General features: G+C 69.5%; 10 protein-coding genes, 2 tRNA genes and 1 pseudogene. 10 read left to right on the forward strand and 3 right to left on the reverse strand.

Annotation, left to right across the window (positions count from 1 at the left end; translation table 11 throughout):
- The first annotated feature begins 200 nt into the window (after nt 1-200).
- The 4 genes from ACZ63E_RS42345 (at nt 201) to ACZ63E_RS42360 (ending at nt 7,978) form a co-directional block, all read left to right on the forward strand.
- The gene (locus ACZ63E_RS42345) at nt 201-3,551 is read left to right on the forward strand and encodes a S8 family serine peptidase (protein ID WP_465341967.1); all 3,351 of its coding nucleotides are present in this window, start codon (nt 201-203) and stop codon (nt 3,549-3,551) included.
- A 228-nt stretch (nt 3,552-3,779) separates the two neighbouring features.
- Nucleotides 3,780-4,820, forward strand: a complete 1,041-nt coding sequence (locus ACZ63E_RS42350) for a 3-isopropylmalate dehydrogenase (RefSeq protein WP_285484547.1) — start codon at nt 3,780-3,782, stop codon at nt 4,818-4,820.
- A gap of 751 nt (nt 4,821-5,571) precedes the next feature.
- Nucleotides 5,572-7,176: a citramalate synthase gene (cimA, locus tag ACZ63E_RS42355; RefSeq protein ID WP_465341968.1), complete on the forward strand. Its 1,605-nt coding sequence runs from the start codon at nt 5,572-5,574 to the stop codon at nt 7,174-7,176.
- Between the two features lie 31 nt (nt 7,177-7,207).
- A complete protein-coding gene (locus ACZ63E_RS42360) occupies nt 7,208-7,978 on the forward strand; it encodes a fumarylacetoacetate hydrolase family protein (RefSeq protein WP_465341969.1) in 771 nt (256 codons plus the stop codon).
- On the opposite strand, the gene ACZ63E_RS42365 is transcribed toward ACZ63E_RS42360, so the two are convergent.
- Nucleotides 7,975-9,222, reverse strand: coding sequence for an FAD-dependent oxidoreductase (locus ACZ63E_RS42365; protein WP_465341970.1), 1,248 nt, complete (start codon nt 9,220-9,222; stop codon nt 7,975-7,977). The two genes, ACZ63E_RS42360 and ACZ63E_RS42365, sit on opposite strands and share 4 nt — an antisense overlap.
- 95 nt (nt 9,223-9,317) lie before the next feature.
- Between ACZ63E_RS42365 and gltX the strand changes: the two genes are divergently transcribed.
- The 6 genes from gltX to ACZ63E_RS42395 all read left to right on the forward strand — a co-directional run bounded on the left by gltX (nt 9,318) and on the right by ACZ63E_RS42395 (nt 18,172).
- Nucleotides 9,318-10,808, forward strand: coding sequence for a glutamate--tRNA ligase (gene gltX / locus ACZ63E_RS42370; protein ID WP_465341971.1), 1,491 nt, complete (start codon nt 9,318-9,320; stop codon nt 10,806-10,808).
- A gap of 280 nt (nt 10,809-11,088) precedes the next feature.
- Nucleotides 11,089-11,823, forward strand: a complete 735-nt coding sequence (locus ACZ63E_RS42375) for an HAD family hydrolase (protein ID WP_465342014.1) — start codon at nt 11,089-11,091, stop codon at nt 11,821-11,823.
- A gap of 59 nt (nt 11,824-11,882) precedes the next feature.
- Nucleotides 11,883-11,954 (forward strand) — tRNA-Gln (locus ACZ63E_RS42380).
- A 102-nt stretch (nt 11,955-12,056) separates the two neighbouring features.
- A tRNA-Glu gene (locus ACZ63E_RS42385) sits at nt 12,057-12,129 on the forward strand.
- 338 nt (nt 12,130-12,467) lie between these two features.
- Nucleotides 12,468-15,719, forward strand: a complete 3,252-nt coding sequence (locus ACZ63E_RS42390; protein WP_465341972.1) for a hypothetical protein — start codon at nt 12,468-12,470, stop codon at nt 15,717-15,719.
- 2 nt (nt 15,720-15,721) lie between these two features.
- Entirely contained in the window at nt 15,722-18,172 is a 2,451-nt protein-coding gene (locus ACZ63E_RS42395) for a phospholipase D-like domain-containing protein (RefSeq protein WP_465341973.1), read from the forward strand.
- Between the two features lie 394 nt (nt 18,173-18,566).
- On the opposite strand, the pseudogene ACZ63E_RS42400 reads toward ACZ63E_RS42395, so the two are convergent.
- Both ACZ63E_RS42400 and ACZ63E_RS42405 read right to left on the reverse strand, forming a co-directional pair.
- Nucleotides 18,567-18,764: pseudogene (locus ACZ63E_RS42400) on the reverse strand (transposase); the annotation flags it as partial.
- Nucleotides 18,761-19,177, reverse strand: a complete 417-nt coding sequence (locus ACZ63E_RS42405) for an IS5 family transposase (protein WP_465341974.1) — start codon at nt 19,175-19,177, stop codon at nt 18,761-18,763. The gene ACZ63E_RS42405 and the pseudogene ACZ63E_RS42400, both read right to left, overlap by 4 nt.
- Nucleotides 19,178-19,222 lie beyond the last annotated feature (45 nt).

A 19,222-nucleotide genomic window follows, 5' to 3' on the forward strand; every position in this document is an offset into this window, starting at 1 on the left:
GAAGGGGCCTTCACCGGGCAATCACATTCACATAACGGAGTCCTTTGCCTACGTAAGTAGGTGATTTGGGGCATTAGGTTCTCCCCGCGAGGTCGAACCACGCGCCGTCGAGGGCACGGCGCGGTTGCCGTGCTTCACCGTCGGGGGTGCCAGGAGCGGCAGGCAGGTTCGGGTCCAGACCTCGAGTAAGGGGACGACCCATGAGCAGATCCCGCTTACCCGCTCGGGTCACGACGGCGTTCTTCGCCGTCGTGCTGGCCGCCGCGCTGGGCGCGCCGGTCGCGAGCGCCGCAGACGCGCCGCTCGCGGACGGCGTCGCACCGGCGAAGATCGACGACGCGAAACTGCAGAGCAAGCTTTCCCCGCGCCTGGGCGCCGCACAGGGCCGCGTGACCGCGTTCGTCGAGCTGGCGAAGAAGCCCGCCGTCGACGCGTTCACCGCCGCGCAGCCGCAGGGCAAGGAACAGGCGAAGCGGGCCGCCCGCGCCGCCAAGAACGACACGACGGCGGCGGTGAACTCGGTGCTCGGCCAGCTGCGCTCGGCCGACGCCCAGCCGCAGGTCGTCACCCAGACCGCCAACGCCGTCCCCGGTGTGGTCGTCACCGCCGACGCCGCGAAGCTGCGTGAAGTCGCGAAGCGCGCGGACGTCGTTTCGGTGCGCACGGTCGTGCCGAAGACCCGCACCAACGCCAGCGCCGAGCAGCTGACGAACACGCTCGCGGCCTGGCAGCAGACCGGCAAGTTCGGCGACAACGTCCGCGTCGGCGTCATCGACGACGGCATCGATTACACCCACGCCGACTTCGGCGGCCCCGGCACGCAGGCCGCGTACAAGGGCGTCGACAGCACCAAGCCGACGCCGCTCTTCCCGAGCGCGAAGGTGGTCGGCGGCACCGACCTCGTCGGCAACGACTACGACGCCGCGACGCCGGGCAAGACCACCCCGAAGCCGGACCCGAACCCGCTCGCCTGCGGTGAGCACGGCACGCACGTCGCCGGCACCATCGGCGGCTTCGGCGTCACCGCCGACGGCAAGACCTTCAAGGGCGACTACCAGAAGCTGGACGCCAAGAAGGTCGACGCGATGAAGATCGGCCCGGGCACGGCGCCGAAGTCGCTCCTCTACGCCATCAAGGTGTTCGGCTGCGCGGGCTCGACGAACGTCACCTCGCAGGCCCTGGACTGGGCCCTCGACCCGGACGGTGACGGCGACTTCACCGACCACCTCGACATCGTCAACCTCTCGCTGGGCTCCGACTTCGGCGCCCCGGACGACCCGGACTCGCTGTTCGTGCGCAAGCTCGCCGCGAACAACGTGCTGCCGGTGATCTCCGCGGGCAACGGCGGCGACATCAACGACATCGCCGGCTCGCCGGGCAACACGCCCGAGGCGCTGACCGTGGCCAGCACCCGTGACGCGGGCGTCCTGCGTGACGCCGCCGAGGCGAAGGCCCCGGCGACCGCCGCGGGTCAGAAGACCGGCCAGTACAGCCAGAACTACACCGGCTACGACACGCTGGACCTGACCGCTCCGGTCGTCACGCTGTCGGCGGCGAACAACGCCGGCTGCGCGCCGTACTCCGCGGCGGACAAGGCCAAGGCCGCCGGCAAGTTCGTCTGGCTGGAGTGGGACGACAACGACTCGACCCGCGCCTGCGGTTCGGCGGCCCGGGCGAACAACGCCCAGGCGGCCGGGGCGAAGGGCGCGCTGCTGTCGTCCACTTTGGAGCACTTCAGCGCGGGCATCGCGGGCAACGCGGCGATCCCGATGTTCCAGTTCACCGGGTCCGCGACCAAGACGCTGCGCGCGGCGCTGACCGCGGGCACGCTGCAGCTCCGGCTCTACGGCGCCGGGCGCGCCTCGATCCAGACCTACGACAAGACCATCGTGGACACCCCGAGCTCGTTCACCTCGCGCGGCACCCGCGGCCCGGCGCTCAAGCCGGACGTCGCCGCGCCGGGTGACACGATCACCTCGGCGTTCCGCGGCAGCGGCAACGGCCGGACAGTCCTGAGCGGCACGTCGATGGCCGCCCCGCACACCGCGGGCATCACCGCGCTGGTCCGCCAGTCCCACCCGGACTGGTCGGTCGAGGAGGTCAAGGCCTCGGTCATCGACACCGCCGGCCACGACGTCTCCGACGGCGCAGGCCACACCTTCGCGCCGCAGCGCGTCGGCAGCGGCCGGATCGACGCCAAGGCGGCGCTGGACAACCAGGTGCTCGCCTACGTCCAGGACGACCCGGGCGCGGTGAGCGTCAGCTTCGGGACCGTCGAGGCGGCCGGGCCGGTGACACTGTCGAAGACGATCAAGCTGGTCAACAAGGGTGTCACGCCCGCCGAGTACACCGTGGCGTACCAGGCGGTCAACGCGCTGCCGGGTGTCGAGTACACAGTGGACACGCCGTCGGTGAAGCTCTCGCCGCGCGGCACCGCCAAGGTCAAGGTGACGCTGAAGATCGCCGACCCGAAGGCCCTGCGCAAGGTCATGGACCCGACCATGCAGGCCACCCAGGCCGGCCTGGCGCGGCAGTTCGTCGCCGACGCTTCCGGCCGCGTCGCCTTCACCCCGAAGAGCGGGGCCAAGGTGCCGCTGCGGGTTTCGGTGTACGCCGCGCCCAAGCCGGTGTCGACGATTTCGACGCCGCAGTCGGTGAAGTTCGGCCCGGACGCCACCCAGGCCGTGCTGAACCTGACCGGCAAGGGTGTCGACCAGGGCAGCGGCGCGCAGCGCTACCGCTCGCTGATCAGCGTGCTCGAGCTGCAGGCGGAGTCCCCGCAGCTGCCCGAGTGCGACGCGGACGTCGTCACCGACTGCACGGTGAACAAGACGGCCAAGGGCGGCGACCTCCGGTACGTCGGCGCGGCTTCCACCGCGCCGCTGGCGAAGGCGCAGGGCGAGCCGGAGAACGCGGTCCTCGCGTTCGGCCTGTCCACCTGGGGCGACTGGGCGAACATCGGCAGCAACACCTCGCCGTTCGTCGACATCGACACCACCGGGGACGGGCAGCCGGACTTCGAGACCTACGTGACCAAGGCGACGGCGACCGACGTCCTGCTGGCCGTCACGGTCGCGCTGACCCCGGGCTTCCCGCAGGTCGACGTCCAGGCCGTCAACGGGCAGCTCGGCGACGTCGACACGAACGTGTTCGACACGAACGTGCTGACGCTGCCGGTTTCGCTGTCCGCCTTGGGCATCGACGCGAACGCCGACAGCCACCGCATCTCCTACACGGTGGGCGTCAGCGGCTTCTACGTCGCTCCGGGCACGACGAACGGGCTGATCGACTACGTCGGCACGCCGCTTTCGTTCGACGCGCTCGCGCCGGGTTATGCGGTGCAGGGCGGCGGTGACGCCGCGCTGGGCTACGTCGCGAAGCCGGGCACGGCGCTGGTCGTCACCCGCAACGCGGAGTCGGCCGCGGCGGACAAGGCGCTCGGGCTGCTCGCCATCGAGCACCACAACGCCGCGGGGAACCGGGCGAACGTGGTCAAGGTGGACGCGGCCGCGGCCACCGCCCGTCAGCCGATCGGGGCTGGTCGCCGCTAGTCCCCGGCAAGATCGATTGATGCAGGAACAGGGCGTCCCCGGTGGTTTTCCGCCGGGGGCGCCCGCCTCGTTGTTCACCCGAACGGGTGTCTCACCCTGCGGGAGGATGCGGCATAAGGGTGGTGCGGCTACGGCGGTTTGTCTACGGCCGGTAACCTTCCGGCTGCTGGCGTTTTGTTGCGGTGGGCCATCGGTGCATCCGGTGGCCTCGTCGACGGAGGTGTGTGGATGCGGCTCGCGGTGATCCCAGGTGACGGGATCGGGCCCGAGGTGGTCTCCGAGGCGCTGAAGGTGCTCGGCGAGGTAGTACCGACGGCGGAGATCACGAACTACGACCTCGGCGCCGCGCGGTGGCACGCGACCGGTGAGCTGCTCCCGGAGTCGGTGCTCGGCGAACTCCGCCAGCACGACGCGATCCTGCTGGGCGCGGTCGGCGACCCGACGGTGCCGAGCGGAATCCTGGAGCGCGGCCTGCTGCTGCGCCTGCGCTTCGAGATGGACCACCACGTCAACCTGCGCCCGGCGCGGCTGTACCCGGGTGTCCGGGGGCCGCTGGCCGACGCGGGCGACGTCGACATGGTCGTGGTGCGCGAAGGCACCGAAGGCCCGTACGCGGGCACTGGTGGCCTGATCCGCAAGGACACCGAGCACGAGATCGCGACGGAGGTCAGCACCAACACCGCGTACGGCGTCCGGCGCGTGGTCGCCGACGCGTTCGCCCGGGCCGAGGCCCGCCCGCGCAAGCACCTGACGCTGGTGCACAAGACCAACGTGCTGTCGTTCGCCGGCTCGCTGTGGTCGCGGATCGTCGAAGAGGTCTCGCTGGAGCACCCGGAGGTGACGGTCGCGTACTCCCATGTGGACGCGGCGACCATCCACCTGGTGACCGACCCGTCCCGGTTCGACGTGATCGTGACGGACAACCTGTTCGGCGACATCCTCACCGACCTCGCGGCGGCGGTGACCGGCGGCATCGGCCTGGCGGCGAGCGGCAACCTGGACATGACCCGCCGCAACCCGAGCATGTTCGAGCCGGTGCACGGTTCGGCGCCGGACATCGCGGGCCAGGGTCTCGCCGACCCGACGGCGGCGGTGCTGTCGGTGGCGCTCCTGCTGGACCACCTCGGCCAGAAGGAAGCGGCGCGGCGGATCGAGGCTTCGGTGGCGTTCGACCTGGCGACGCGGGACCAGGCTTCGCCGGGAGCGACAACGGCGATCGGGGACCGGCTGGCGGCGTTGGTTTCGTCGAACGTGCGTACTGCCGGCTGATTCTCGCTTCGGAACGGCCCCGCGCTCCGGCGCGGGGCCTTTTTCGTGCCGGCCTTCGGGACGCATGCGACCCGGCGAGCGGTCGCGAAGGACTCGGTCGGGACCTCCGACGTGCCGGATGAGTCGTTCGCGCGTCTTTCTTGTCTTGTTGTCCTGGCACGGCTCGGCCGGTGTGGCTTGTCCACAGTGCCTTCGTGATGTGGACAAGCGGGCCGCCCGACGGCTTTCCGGCCGGTTCCGTCGGGGACCGCCGATAGACTGGACCGGGGTCAGCCCCCAGGGTGCGGTGGGGTCTGGTCGGTGGGGCGGGGTCTGGTCGCCGGAGGTCCAGCGCAAGTGGGAAAGCAGGGGCCTTACCGAAGCCGGGCCGCAGGAACCCCCTTCAGGACGGGTCGGTGGGGTGTGGGCGGCTGATTCGCCTCGCCTGGTGTGGGAGCAGCCGGAGCGGCAGAGCGTCCGCCGCCAGTGTTGTGAATGACTCATTCATCTCGTCGGACGTAGTGAATGAGTCATTCATTACGTCTGTGGCGCGACGCAGCCGGGGGGCTTTCCCGGATGGTGGGAGCTTGACCCAGGTTGTGGACTTTCGCCAAAACCCTGTGGCATGATGCGACCGTGACCAGCTTCGCGATCATTATCATCGAGCGCGCCGGACGATAGCTCCACAAGAGCCCCCGGCGCGCAACCTCTCGCACCCCTGCGGGAGGTTTTTTTGTTGCCCCGAAACGCCCGAACTCGCTAGGAGAAGACCGTGACCCGCCAGGAGCCCGCCGATACCCCGCTCGGCGATGCCTTCCACCTCTACGACACGACCCTGCGCGACGGTGCGCAGCGTGAGGGCATCTCCTACTCCGTCCAGGACAAGCTGGCCGTCGCGCGGCTGCTGGACGAGCTGGGCGTCGGGTTCATCGAGGGCGGCTGGCCGGGGGCGCTGCCCAAGGACACGGAGTTCTTCGCCCGCGCCGCGAAGGGCGAGCTGAAGCTGAACCACGCGGCGCTCGTCGCGTTCGGCGCGACCCGCAAGGCCGGCACCACGGCCGACGTCGATCCGCAGGTGCGGGCGCTGCTCGACAGCGAAGCTCCCGTCATCACCCTCGTCGCGAAGTCCGATCTGCGCCACATCGAACGCGCTCTCCGCGTCGACGTCGACGAGGCCTGTGCGATGGTCCGCGACACGGTCGCCTTCCTCGTCAAGGAAGGCCGTCGCGTCTTCCTCGACGCCGAGCACTTCTTCGACGGCTACGCGCATTCCCCCGAAACCTCGCTCAAGGTCCTCGACGCCGCCGCACACGCGGGCGCCGACGTCCTCGTCCTCTGCGACACCAACGGCGGGCAGCTGCCGCTCGGCCTCGCCGAGACTGTGCGGGACATCAAGGAAAAGACCGGATTCCGGCTCGGGATCCACTGTCAGGACGACACTTCCTGCGCCGTGGCGAACTCCGTCGCCGCAGTGCAGGCCGGCGTGACGCACGTCCAGTGCACCGCCAACGGTTACGGGGAGCGGGCCGGCAACGCCGACCTCTTCGCCGTGACGGGAAACCTGGTGACCAAGCTCGGGATGGAGGTCCTCCCGACCGGAGGGACCGCCGAGCTCACCCGGGTCTCCCATGCCCTTGCCGAAATCGCCAACCTCGCCCCCTACACCCACCAGGCCTACGTAGGGGCGTCGGCTTTCGCTCACAAGGCGGGACTGCACGCGAGCGCGATCAAGGTGGATCCGTTGCTGTACAACCACATCGATCCGTCTTCCGTCGGCAACGACATGCGGGTACTGGTCACCGAGATGGCCGGCAGGGCCAGCCTCGAGCTCAAGGGACGTGAGCTCGGGGTCGACCTTGCCGGCCGGCCCGAGGCGCTGACGAGCGCCATCACGAAGGTCAAGCGCCTCGAATCGGAGGGGTGGTCCTTCGAGGCCGCCGACGCCTCCCTCGAACTCCTGCTGCGCGCCGAGGCCGACGTTCCGGCCGAGGCGCCGTTCGAGCTCGAGTCCTACCGGGTGGTGCTCGACCACCGCCCGGACGGCGAGGTCATGGCCGAGGCGACGGTCAAGGTGCACGTCGGCGGCCAGCGCGTCATCGCGACCGCCGAGGGAATCGGCCCGGTGCACGCGCTCGACGCCGCATTGCGGAAGGCGCTTTCCCCGCACCTGTCCTGGTTGGACAGTGTGGAGCTCGCCGACTACAAGGTGCGCATCCTCCAGGGTCACCCCGGCACCGACGCGGTGACGCGCGTGCTGGTCGAGAGCACCGACGGCGAACGCGAGTGGACCACCGTCGGCGTGCACGGGAACATCGTCGAGGCCAGCTGGCTGGCCCTCTGCGACGCGCTCGTCCACAAGAGCACGACCGTGGCCTGAGTCACGGGTGAGGCGCACGTAGACTTACGGCGTGCGCCTAGCCCGTATTGCTCATCCCGGTGGTGTCGCGTTCGCTTCGGTCGAAGGGGACGGTGACGACGCCCAGGTCCTGGAGATCGCCGAGCACCCGTTCGGCAACCCCAACTTCACCGGCAAGCGGTGGCCGCTGGCCGACGTCCGGCTGCTCGCGCCGATCCTGCCGTCCAAGGTGATCGCCGTCGGCCGCAACTACGCCAAGCACGCGGCCGAGTTCGGCAACGAGGTGCCCAGCGCCCCGATGCTGTTCCTCAAGCCGTCCACCACGGTCGTCGGCCCGAACGCGCCGATCCGCCGTCCCTCGAACGTCGGACGCGTGGACTTCGAGGGCGAGCTGGCCATCGTCATCGGCCAGCCGGTGAAGAACGTGCCCGCCGCCCGCGCGGCGAGCGTGATCCTCGGCTACACGGTCGCGAACGACGTGAGCGCCCGCGACCTGCAGAAGTCCGACGGCCAGTGGGGCCGCGCCAAGGGCTTCGACACGTTCTGCCCGCTCGGCCCGTGGATCGAGACGTCGCTCGACGCCTCCGACCTGGCGCTGCGCTCGGAGGTGGACGGCGAGCTCAAGCAGGACGGCCGCACGTCCGACCTCGTCCACAAGATCCCCGAGCTGGTCGAGTTCGTCTCCGGCGTCATGACGCTCCTGCCCGGCGACGTCATCCTCACCGGCACGCCCGAGGGCGTCGGCCCGATCGAGGGCGGTCAGAGCGTCTCGATCACCATCGACGGCATCGGCACCCTGACCAACCCGGTCGAGAACGTCTAGCCCCTCGACACCGGCTCCATCGGCCGCCGGGCGAACGCCGGGGCGTGCTCCGGCCGCAGCCCGAGGCCGAGGAGCCGGGCCGGGACGTACGACAGCCGCGGGAACCGCGCGAACGCCTTGATCATCGGCGCTGGCGGGCCGTTGCGCTTGCCGCTCATCACGCCGCGCACCACGGTCCGGTGCATCAGGCGCTGCAGCCCCTGCACCAGCAGCGTCGGCGCGAGGCGCCGGGCGCGCACCTTCGCCAGCGCGGCCGGCGTCGGCCGGCCCCGGCGCAGCGGCTCGGCCAGCAGCGTCGCCGTCGCGACCGCGTCCTGCACCGCCAGGTTGATGCCGACGCCGCCGATCGGCGACATCGCGTGGGCCGCGTCGCCGATGCAGAGCAGCCCGTCGACGTGCCATGCGCGCAGCAGGTTGAGCCGCACGTCGAGGAACTTGACGTCGTCCATCGTCTCGAGCTCGTGCACGCGGTCGCCGAACTCCGGGCAGATCTGCGTCACGTTCTCGCGGAACGCCTCGATGCCCTGTTTCCGCAGGTCCTCGCCCTTCGGTGCGAGGTAGGCGACCTGGTAGAAGTCGGGCCGGGGGAGCGGCACGGCGAAGCGGCGGTCACGCATCTTCGGCAGCAGCATGCCGCCTTCCTCCCCTTCGCCCCGCGAGAGCCGGAACCACCAGACGTCGAACGGGCAGTCGTACTCGCGCGGCGTCAAGCCGGCCTCGCGCCGGGCCAGCGACCAGCGGCCGTCGGCGGCGATCACCAGGTCGGCGCGGATTTCCCCGGTCTCCCCGGCGCTCGTGCGGTAGGTGACTCCGGCGACGCGGCCGTGTTCGCGGACCAGGCCGGTGCACTCGGTCTCCATGCGCTGGACGAACGTCGGCTCCTTGCGCGCGCTCTCGGCGAGCAGGTCGAGGAAGTCCCACTGCGGCACCATCGCGATGTACGGGTGGGGGACCTTCAGCCGGGTGAAGTCGGCCAGCTTCATCAGCGTGCCGTCCTCCTCCGGGAAACCCGCCGCGCGCAGCTCGCTGTGCGGCAGCGCGTGGAACTTCTCGCCGAGGCCCAGCTCGTCGAGCAGGGTCAGCGTCGACGGGTGCACCGTGTCGCCGCGGAAGTCCCGCAGGAAGTCGGCGTGCTTCTCCAGCACCGTCACCTCGACACCCGCCCGGGCCAGCAGCAGGCCCGTGACCATCCCGGCCGGCCCGCCTCCGATGACGACGCACCCCGTGCGCTCCATTTCGATCATCTCCCCATCTATTCATCACTTGTTGAATAAGCTGAGGATGCACCCGGCCGGTCCCCGGCGTCAAGCGATATGAGGGCGGATACGCTGATCGGGCTATGAGTGAGACATCGGTGGTTCGCGCGCGCTTCTGTCCTTCGCCGACCGGCACCCCGCACGTCGGGTTGATCCGCACGGCGCTGTTCAACTGGGCCTTCGCCCGGCACAACCAGGGTCAGCTGGTGTTCCGGATCGAAGACACCGACGCCGCGCGCGACTCGCAGGAGTCCTACGAGCAGCTGCTCGACGGGCTGCGCTGGCTCGGCATCGATTGGGACGAAGGCCCCGAGGTCGGTGGCCCCTACGGCCCGTACCGCCAGAGCGAGCGCCGCGCGATCTACGCCGACGTCGCCGCGAAGCTGCTCGAAGCGGGGGAGCTGTACGAAGCGTTCTCGACGAACGAAGAGGTCGAGGCGCGGCGCAAGGCGGCCGGCCTGGACCCGAAGCTCGGCTACGACAACTTCGACCGCGACCTCACCGACGAGCAGCGCGCGGCCTACCGCGCCGAGGGGCGCGCGCCGGTGCTGCGGCTGCTCATGCCGGACGCCGACCTGGCGTGGACCGACCTGGTCCGCGGCGACATCAGCTTCCCGGCGGGCACCATCCCGGACCCGGTGCTGGTGCGCGCCAACGGCGAGCCGCTGTACACGCTGACCAACCCGGTCGACGACGCGCTGATGAAGATCACGCACGTGCTGCGTGGTGAGGACCTGCTGCCCTCGACGCCCCGCCAGCTGGCGCTCTACGCCGCGTTGGAGCGTGTCGGCGTCGCCGAGTTCACGCCGCAGTTCGGCCACCTGCCGTACGTGATGGGCGAGGGCAACAAGAAACTGTCCAAACGCGACCCTTCTTCGAACCTCTTCAACTACCGCGACCGCGGGTTCACCCGTGAGGGCCTGCTCAACTACCTGGCGCTGCTGGGCTGGTCCATCGCGGACGACCGCGACGTCTTCAGCGTCGAAGAGATGGTCGCCGCCTTCGACGTCACGAAGGTCAGCGCCAACCCGGCCCGCTTCGACGTCAAGAAGGCCGAAGCCATCAACGGAACCCACGTGCGGGCCTTGCCGGCGGCGGAGTTCGTGAAGCGCGTCACGCCTTATCTCGTCACGGCCGGTGTCCTTCCGGAACCGCCGAGCGAGGAGCAGGCGGCCCGGTTGAGCGCGATCGCGCCGCTGGTGCAGGAACGCGTCACGGTGCTGTCGGACGCGGTTCCGATGGTGCGCTTCCTCTTTGTTGCGGAAGACGAGTTCGCGCCGGAGGAGGACGCCGCGGCCAAGAACCTCGGCGAAGCCGCGCAGCCGGTGCTCGCGGCGGCGATCGCGGCCCTCGAAGCGCTGCCGTCGTGGGAGACCGCGGCCATCGAGCAGGCGCTCAAGGACGCCCTTGTGGACGGTCTGGGTCTCAAGCCCCGCAAGGCTTTCGCGCCGGTCCGCGTCGCGATCACCGGGCGGACCGTTTCGCCGCCGCTGTACGAATCGATGGAGCTGCTCGGCCGTGATGTCTCACTGGGACGTCTTCGGCGTGCACTGGTCGAACCTTATTCTGGTTAGGACGGCGCCACGGACCGCAAGCCGCCTGCCTGCCGCGACTTGGCGCCGGCCGACGGCTGAATAAGGTTCGCTGGATAACCAACAGAGGACGGTTCGCCAACTGGGAGTAGAGCCGGTGCGCCGGAACGGGCCACCGGCAATCACCTCTTTGGCAGCGTCGCGAACGCTGCGGTTGCCCTAGCCTCACTGGGTGGATTTCGCCCTGGCACCCCGGACCCCTTCGCGAACCTCCCCCGCCGCGGCGGCGTCCGAGCCCTGGGCGCCGCCCGAGCTCCGGCTGGTGTGCCTGGACATCGACGACACCTTGATCGACTGCACCGCCGCGATCCGCCGCGTCCTCCACATCCTCACCGGCCGGGGTGACCTGTGGCCGCTGTGGGACCTGATCACCGAAGAGCACGTCGCGCTGGTCGTCGCGGGTGAGATCGACTACGCGACGATGCACCAGCGCCGCACCGACTGCTTCCTGGGGGAGCTGGGAATCCTCGCCGACGCCGAGCAGGTGAGCTCCTTCGAGCGTCGCCGAAGAGAGCTGCTCGACCACTCGTGGCAGCTGTTCGACGACGTCCTCGAGTGCCTCGACTGGCTCCGCGCCGCGGGCCTGCTGCTCGCCGCCGTGACCAACGCGTCCGGGGTGCACCAGCGCAAGAAGATCGCGGACCTCGGCCTCGCCCCGTACTTCGACCACGTCGCCATCGCCGGCGAGCTCGGCGTGGCAAAACCCGATCCGGTGATGTTCCACACGGTGTGCCTCGGCCTGGGCTGTCCTCCCGCCCAGGCCGTCCACGTGGGCGACAAGCTCGACACCGACGCGATCGGCGCCCGCGACGCGGGCCTGGGAGCGGTCTGGCTCGACCGCGACGGCATCGGCGAGCGGGCCCCCGAGGGCGTCCACACGGTCAGTGGTCTCGCCGAGCTGCCTGAGCTGCTGGTTTCGGAGTACGCGACGATCGGCGTCCCGGCGCAGCGGGTCAGTGGGACCCCCGCCTTCACGGTCCGGAACGGGGTGCTCTAGTATTTCTTCTCGTGCGGTGCTGAGCCGGACCGGTTCTTCAGGTCGGCAGGGTACCTCACTGGGGTATGGTGTAATTGGCAGCACGACTGGTTCTGGTCCAGTTAGTCTAGGTTCGAGTCCTGGTACCCCAGCTGCGGAGAGTGACCCCCCTGCAGGTCGAGAAATCGCCTCTGGTAAGTTCTCTCCGGTAAGAAAAACAGAAAAGCCCCTGGGAAACCAGGGAAAGATCCTAAGCCCCCGTCGTCTAGCGGCCTAGGACGCCGGCCTCTCACGCCGGTAGCGTGGGTTCGAATCCCATCGGGGGTACTCGGTAGTAGATCCACCCGAACGCAGCTGACCCAGGTCAGCTGCGTTTTTTGGTTTGCTGGATGTCATGGCGTCCGAGATCCTTTCCTCGGCTTTGGACAGCTGATCACCGGGTAGCTCGACCGTGATCTTTCGCCAGGCTTGGAGAGCAACTTTCCTGCTCCGCTTCGAGGATCGTCCTTTTCGGACGTCCCGTGCAGACGCGTCTCAGCCGACCGGCTGCCCTGAAGCGCAACCGACAGCGCCCCTTCGCCGAACCTCGTGTGCCTTTCGCTCGATGCCTGCACGGCAAGAAGATCGATTGTGCCGTTCAGGCACCGAGCGAGGGGTGAACCGCCGTGGCGCTGACTGTGACCTTCACCGGGCGAAATCCGCTGAACCCGGCCGATCCCGATGCTTACTACCAGATCTGGACCTACACGGTGGTGGCCTCACCCTCGTCCGACATCGGCAACGGGCAGCGGATCGCCCTCGCGTTGCCCGCCGACGTCGACGTGCAGGACCCGCGCCGGTACCCGGGCGTGCCCGCGCTCGCCACCGCGTTCCTCGAGCACGACGACGGCACCAGCCGCCAGTACGCGGGCAAGACCATCACTTCTTCGAGCAACACCCAGACGATCTCGTTCATCGCCCCGGCGGCCCAGGCCGACCGCGAGCTGCTGCTCGTCGGCGCGAGCGGCACCGGCCGGCCGTGGACCGTGCTGCCGTTCGCCCTCACGCCCGGCGGGCCGGTCGCGCCCGCGCAGACGCTGGCCGGGCCGTCGATGCGCCGCCGGGTGACGACGGGCCGGCCGTTGACGGAGTTCGCGGGCACCCTGCCGTACGCGAGCGAGTCCTTCGGCCTGATCCAGCCGCTGCTGGGATGGCGCTCCCAGCGCACCGTCGCGCGGTTCCTCGACGGCCTCCAGCGCGCCGACGACGCACTGCTGGCCACGGTGTCCCAGGCCGTGCAGCCCCAGGCCACGTACGTGCCGGGCGGCATCCACCTGACCGACGCGGTCGCGGCCGGCGACTCGGTGCTGGTGAAGACCGGTGGCACGCCGGCGACCAGGCCGTACAGCCCGCTGATCACGTCGATCCTGGCCGACCTCATCCAGGTGCAGATCGCCGAGAAGGACCTGCGCGATCCCGCGACCTGGCTGCCGATGCTGAAACGCGAGAACCTGGACACGCTGCTCGGCGCCCAAGTCGCCCCCGAGGTGTTCCGGCGGGCCGGCACCGTGGAAACGGACCCCGCGAAGTTCCGGACGCTGGTCGAGACGATGGGCGCCAAGGAGTCGATGGTCGCCGGCCTCCTCAACTACCTCGCCGAGCAGAACCTCGTGCCCACCCTCGCCGACCTGTTCTCCCCGCCCCGGCAGGACGTCGTCGACACCCGCCAGTTCCGTGGCCTGCAACGGTTACTGGACCCGTTGGAGCACCTGAGCCGCGGCGAGGCGCTCAACCGGGTCAGCCTCTCGCCGGTGGGGATCGTGCACCTGTTCCGCCAATACTTCTTCGAGTTCGACACGTTCCTCGGCCCGCCCGTCCAGCACGTCTGGCTCAGCCCGGGCGGCTCGGTCGAGCTGATCGAGTCGCAGACGCGGCGCAGCCTGGTCGAGCGCACCGTCGAGGAGAGCCAGGAGATCACCGAGCGCCGGGAGAGCGAGACCAAGCTCGAGGACGAGGTGTCGACGGCGATCAAGGAGGAGAACGAGCACAGCACCAAGCTGGGCTTCTCCGTGTCGTCCAACCAGCGCTGGGTGTGGGGTGACGCCAACGAGACCGCCACCATGGACATGAACGACACCCAGAAGCAGGCACGGGAACAGACGCACAAGCAGATGCGCCAGCAGAGCGAGCGCCTCAGCACCGAGATCAAACGCAGCTTCAAGACCACGTTCCGCACGGTCACCGAAACCACGGACGTCTCCAGCCGCCGGTACGTGCTGGCGAACACCACCGACAAGCTGATCAACTACGAGCTGCGCCGCAAGATGCGGCGGGTCGGCGTGCAGGTCCAGGACCTGGGCACCCAGCTGTGCTGGCAGTCCTTCGTCGACGACCCCGGCGCGGCGCTGGGCCTGGCCAAGCTGGTGCACCTGGCCGCCCCGCCGGACGCGAGCGCGGTGGCGCCCGCCAACGAGCTGCCCCCGCCCGAGGAGTACACCGAAGACGTCAAGGTCATGTTCGGCTACCCGTTCAACGGGTACGTCCGGCCGGTCGGTGGCGGCGGGACCGGCTTCTGGATCGTCGACGTCGAGCTGAGCCCGCGCGACGGGTACGAGCCGGCCCGGGTCGGTGAACCCAGCTGGACCAAGGAAGTCGCGGCGGTGAAGTTCAAGCTCGACCGCGCGAAGGCGGACGCGCCCGAGGGCGTCCCGGAGCCGAAGAAGCCCGCGTTGTCGGTCTTCCTGTACGAGTCGCACGGCGAGAAGAACGAGCTCTTCGCGTTCACCGTGCCGGTGACCTACCGCCCGACCGAAGAGAAACGCAAGCAGATCGCCGAGCAGAACAAGCTCCTGGCGGGCAAGCGTGACCTGGAGCTGGACCAGAAGCAGCGCGAGGCGTACCTGAAGGCGGCGCAGGACCGCGTGGCCGCGGCCAGCAAGGTGCAGATCCGGGACTACGACGTGCTCCGCGAAGAGGAACGCGTCGTCGTCTACCGCCGGCTCCTCGAACAGCTGATGCAGGTCGACGGCCGGGCGCCGACCCAGCCGGTGATGATGCACAAGCTGGCCGAGCTGATCAACTCGATCTTCGACGTCGACGCGATGCTCTACTTCGTCGCTCCGGAGTGGTGGCGGCCGCGGCTGCACCAGGCGCACCCGACCTTCGCGCCGGAGCTGGACCGGCTGGGCAACCCGAAGCTCGAGACCCCGGGTGGGACGGCCACCCCGGATCCGTCGCTGAAGGTCGCCGTCGACCGCATCGTCCGCACCAGCCCGACCGGGCTGGACGAGTACACGATCGGCTGGTCCAACGCCGAGGACGCGCAGCGCCCGGACAACTACTTCATCACCGGCGACTCCGCACCCGCCCGGCTGGGCAGCTCGCTCGGCTGGGTCCTGCAGCTCGACGGCGACCAGCAGCGCAACGCCTTTCTCAACGCACCTTGGGTCAAGGCCGTCATCCCGATCCGGCCCGGCCGGGAGCTCGCCGCGCTGAACTGGCTGTCCGACCCCAGCATCGAGGACGCGGCGGGCCTGGACGACCTGTACCAGCCCGCGTCGCCGGGCGAGAGCGGCAAGATCCTCGACCGGCTGCGCGAGTACCCCTGGCCGGACCCGGAACTGGTGACCCGCTACCACGACCTCGAGCCCGCGGAGCTGACCATCCGGGACGTCCTGCGCTACGTCGCCGTGACGGTGCTGGCCAAGCACACGGCCGGTCAGGAAGTGGTCAGCGAAAAGCTCGAGCCCGGCGTCACGCTCAACTACCTGCGCCCCGACATGGTCTACGAAAAGGGGTTCGACCCGCTGGACAAGGGTTTCAAGGCCGAGAGCGAAGAGGGGTACGAGGTCTTCGACCAGTGGATCGAGGTCCTGCCGACCGACCAGGTCGCCGTCGTCGAAGTCAAGTACGACCCCAAGACCGGCCAGCAGGTCTGACCGTGGACCCCGTGCCCCGGATCCCGCCGCCGGCCAAGCCGGTCCCGCCGCGGACGACGCCGCCGGCCAAACCCGCCGCACCGCAGGCAAAGCCGACGCTCGACTGCGCCCGCGACGCCGCGGAGCTGGCCAAGCTGCCCCGGCCGGAGCCGGGCCCCCAGCGGGGCCCGGCCCGGGCGGGCGCCCACTTCCCGCCGACGAGCGGGCAGGTGATCGGCTACACCTACGGCCGCTGCTGCTTCAACGACATCGCGGCGGCGATCAAGACCGCGACGAGCCCCGAACACCGGATCTACGTCACCGGCTGGTGGCTGGCCACCGACACCTGGCTGCTCGACCGTCCGGACCCGCCGACGTCGTCGCGCTACCTGCTCAGCGACCTGCTCGCCGCGTCACCCGCCCAGATCCGCACCATGACGTGGAAACCACCCTTCGTCAAGCCGCCGATCCCCGACAACAAACCGTGGGTGGACTTCGTCAACGGCCTGCCGAACGGCGCCGCGATCGCGGACGCGAGGCTCCCGGGTCCCCAGCGCACCGACGGCACGTCCCTGTGCATCGGCGTCCACCACCAGAAGATGGTCGTCGTGGTCGGCGAGGCGGGCACCATCGCCTTCCTCGGCGGCATGGACCTGAACAACACACGGCTGTCCAACCAGGGCACCGAGCCGCTGCACGACGTCCACGTCCGCATCACCGGGCCGGCCGCGGCCCAGGTCCTGCGCACGTTCCGGGAACGCTGGACCGACCACCCCGACGCACCCGCGCTGGAAACCGCCAAGTTCCGGGCCGATCCGCTCGTCCCGTTCCGGTTCGCCTTCCCCGCGACACCGCCGGTGGCGGCCGACGTGCCCAGCTGCACCCTGCCGCCCGGCGCCAAGCCCCCGCAGCGGCTCGTGCTGATCGGCCGCACCTACGCGGAGATGCGCAAGTTCAGCCGTCAGGACGTCTACGCGTTCGCCCCTTCCGGCGAACACAGCGCCCTGGACATGGTCCTGGACGGCATCCGCAAGGCGAGCCGCACCATCTACCTCGAGGACCAGTACCTGTCCAGCCGCATCATCCGGGAGGAACTGGTCAAGAAGGTGCAGGAGGACGGGTTCCGGCACCTGCTGATCCTGCTGTGCAACTCCGACGCGATCGCCAACGAGGAGTTCCCGCAGCTGCGTATCTACCGCAACGAGTACCGGCGGGACCTGCTCGCCGCGGACCCGAGCCGGACCCGGTGGAGCATGTACGCGCTCAAGCCGTGCCCGGACCCGAACCGCCGCCCGTTCTCGGGTGAGTACGTCCATTCCAAGACGTGGATCTTCGACGACACCTACACGATCACCGGCTCGGCCAACTGCACGGACCGCAGCTTCACCTTCGACTCCGAGATCGTCGCGGGCATCGGCGAACGTGGCTTCGTCCGGGAAGGGCCGGACCAGTTCGCCATGGCGTTGCGGATCAACCTGTGGCACAAGCACCTCGGCGTCCCCCACAACCTCGTCCGCGAATGGGGACCCGGCCTTCGCCGCTGGAAGTCGCCGCCGCCGAGCGCCATGGTGTACGACGCCTCGCAGCTGGAGAACGACCCCGACACGGGCACCCCGTTCGGCACGGATCCCGATGCCGTGGAGCGGTCCCGCGGATCTTCGACACCGACGGGCTCAAGTAACCGGTCGCGCTCGCCCGGAAGGAAAGTCATGCGCACCATGTACGACGCGCTCACCGCGCGGAACATCCTCGAGAAGGACCGGCGCCCGGCCATGTTCGCCGGGTACGTCGACCGGATCAAGCTCGCGCCGTGGAGTGCTGCGGACTGGGCGCTCTTCCCGGACGCGGTGAAGGTCCGGATCGTCAAGAAGGCCTCGACGAACGACGGGCACGTCCTCGACGTCGAACCGGGGGACGCCACACCGGAGGAGGCGCCCGGCTGGGCGGTCATGCGACGACGGTCGGGTTTTGCGTACCCGGTCATCTACTGCAACCGGTCGACCTGGCCCAAGGTCAAGGCCGCGTTCGCCGCGCAGGACGTCGAACCGCCGCTCTACTGGATCGCCACGGCCACCGGCAAACCCGAGATCCCCGCCGGCGCGATCGCCGCGCAGTACCTGCTGGACGTCGAGCCCGGCATCGACATCTCCGTCGTCGCCGAATACTGGCCGGGCGTCGACTCGCCGTCATCCCCGTCCACCGAAACCGGAGTCGAGCTCATGGAACGCATCACGGTCACCCCACCCGACGCCGGCCAGCACTCCGTCCGGCTCAACCTGTCCGGCAGCACCGGCGCCGCCGTAGTCGTCCGGCCGAGGCTCAACGCCGACGGAGTTTCGAAGCCGATGTGGGTCGGCAACATCTTCGCGTGGGGCTCGGACCGGACCGGACTGGGCCACAACCCCAAGAACAACCCGCACTACGACGACCGGTTGCTGTCGCACCGCCGGTTCGAGCTGCCGGGAGCGGTGTAGGCCGATCTCGAGTACAGCGCGGCGGAAGCGTTCGAAATCGACATCGTCGGCTGATCGCGAGCCGGCGCCGACGTCCGCTGCGCCGGAAAGATCTTTGCTTGGCAGGTTTTCTCTCCGGCGGCACCGGATTACGTCGTCGGTGAACCGGCGGCTCAGGTCGGCCAAGGTGGAGTTTGTGACGTGGCGGTTCCCGTGTTCGCCTCCGCTTTCGTCCTGCTGCGGTTTCGGTGGGTCGCCCCGGCCAGGGCTGCCGCGGTTCCTCGAAAGAGAAGGACGTCACGATGGCAGCGGTCGGTGGTCGCCCGCCGCGGGAGCCTTTGGCCGCGCGGCAGGCGATCTGGTCAGCGCGTTCCGGGCTGACGAACGTGATCCGCCGGTCTTGCATCGCCTGACGGGTCGAGGGATGCGAATACGCCTTGTCCGCGATCACCGTCTCCGGCCGGCGCCGCGGACGCCCGGCCCCAAGGCGGGCGACACGAATGCCATCCAGCAACGGAACCAGCTGCGGGTTGTCTCCCGCTTGGCCTGCGGTGATCAGGAACCGCATCGGCAGGCCACGGCCGTCGACGGCCAGGTGGATCTTTGTGCTCAGCCCGCCGCGGGACCGCCCGAGCCCTTCCCCGCCGACGGCGAGGGCTTCGACTCCGTCGCTGCATCCCCTTTTTTCCGGGCGCCAGCCGAGTGTTGATGTGCTCGCACCACGCTCGAGTCGACTGAGATGGTCCATTCGAGGTCGCCGACGGCGTCGTCTTTGACGATCACCCGGTCGAGGATCTTGTTCCAGGTGCCGTCTTTGGTCCACAGCCGCAGCCGTTCATGCGCGGTCTTCCAGGGACCGTAGCGATCAGGCAGGTCCCGCCGCGGAGCACCGGTGCGCAGCTTCCACAAGATCGCGTTGATGACTTGGCGGTGATCCCGCCACCTCCGGCCGCCGCCTTGCTGCGGTGGCAGCAGCGGCTCGATCACCGCCCACGCCTTGTCCGTCAACTCACCGCGACCAACCACGTGCGCAATCCAACCGGACCGCAGCTAGATCACTTACAGGACACG

The organism is Amycolatopsis sp. NPDC104819 (assembly GCF_055583145.1).

What these genes read in the sequence shown, in the direction of transcription:
- ACZ63E_RS42350 (WP_285484547.1), top strand. Translation starts at nt 3,780, where the DNA reads ATGCGGCTCGCGGTGATCCCAGGTGACGGGATCGGGCCCGAGGTGGTC.
- ACZ63E_RS42345 (WP_465341967.1), top strand. Translation starts at nt 201, where the DNA reads ATGAGCAGATCCCGCTTACCCGCTCGGGTCACGACGGCGTTCTTCGCC.
- ACZ63E_RS42365 (WP_465341970.1), bottom strand. Translation starts at nt 9,222, where the DNA reads ATGATCGAAATGGAGCGCACGGGGTGCGTCGTCATCGGAGGCGGGCCG.
- gltX (WP_465341971.1), top strand. Translation starts at nt 9,318, where the DNA reads ATGAGTGAGACATCGGTGGTTCGCGCGCGCTTCTGTCCTTCGCCGACC.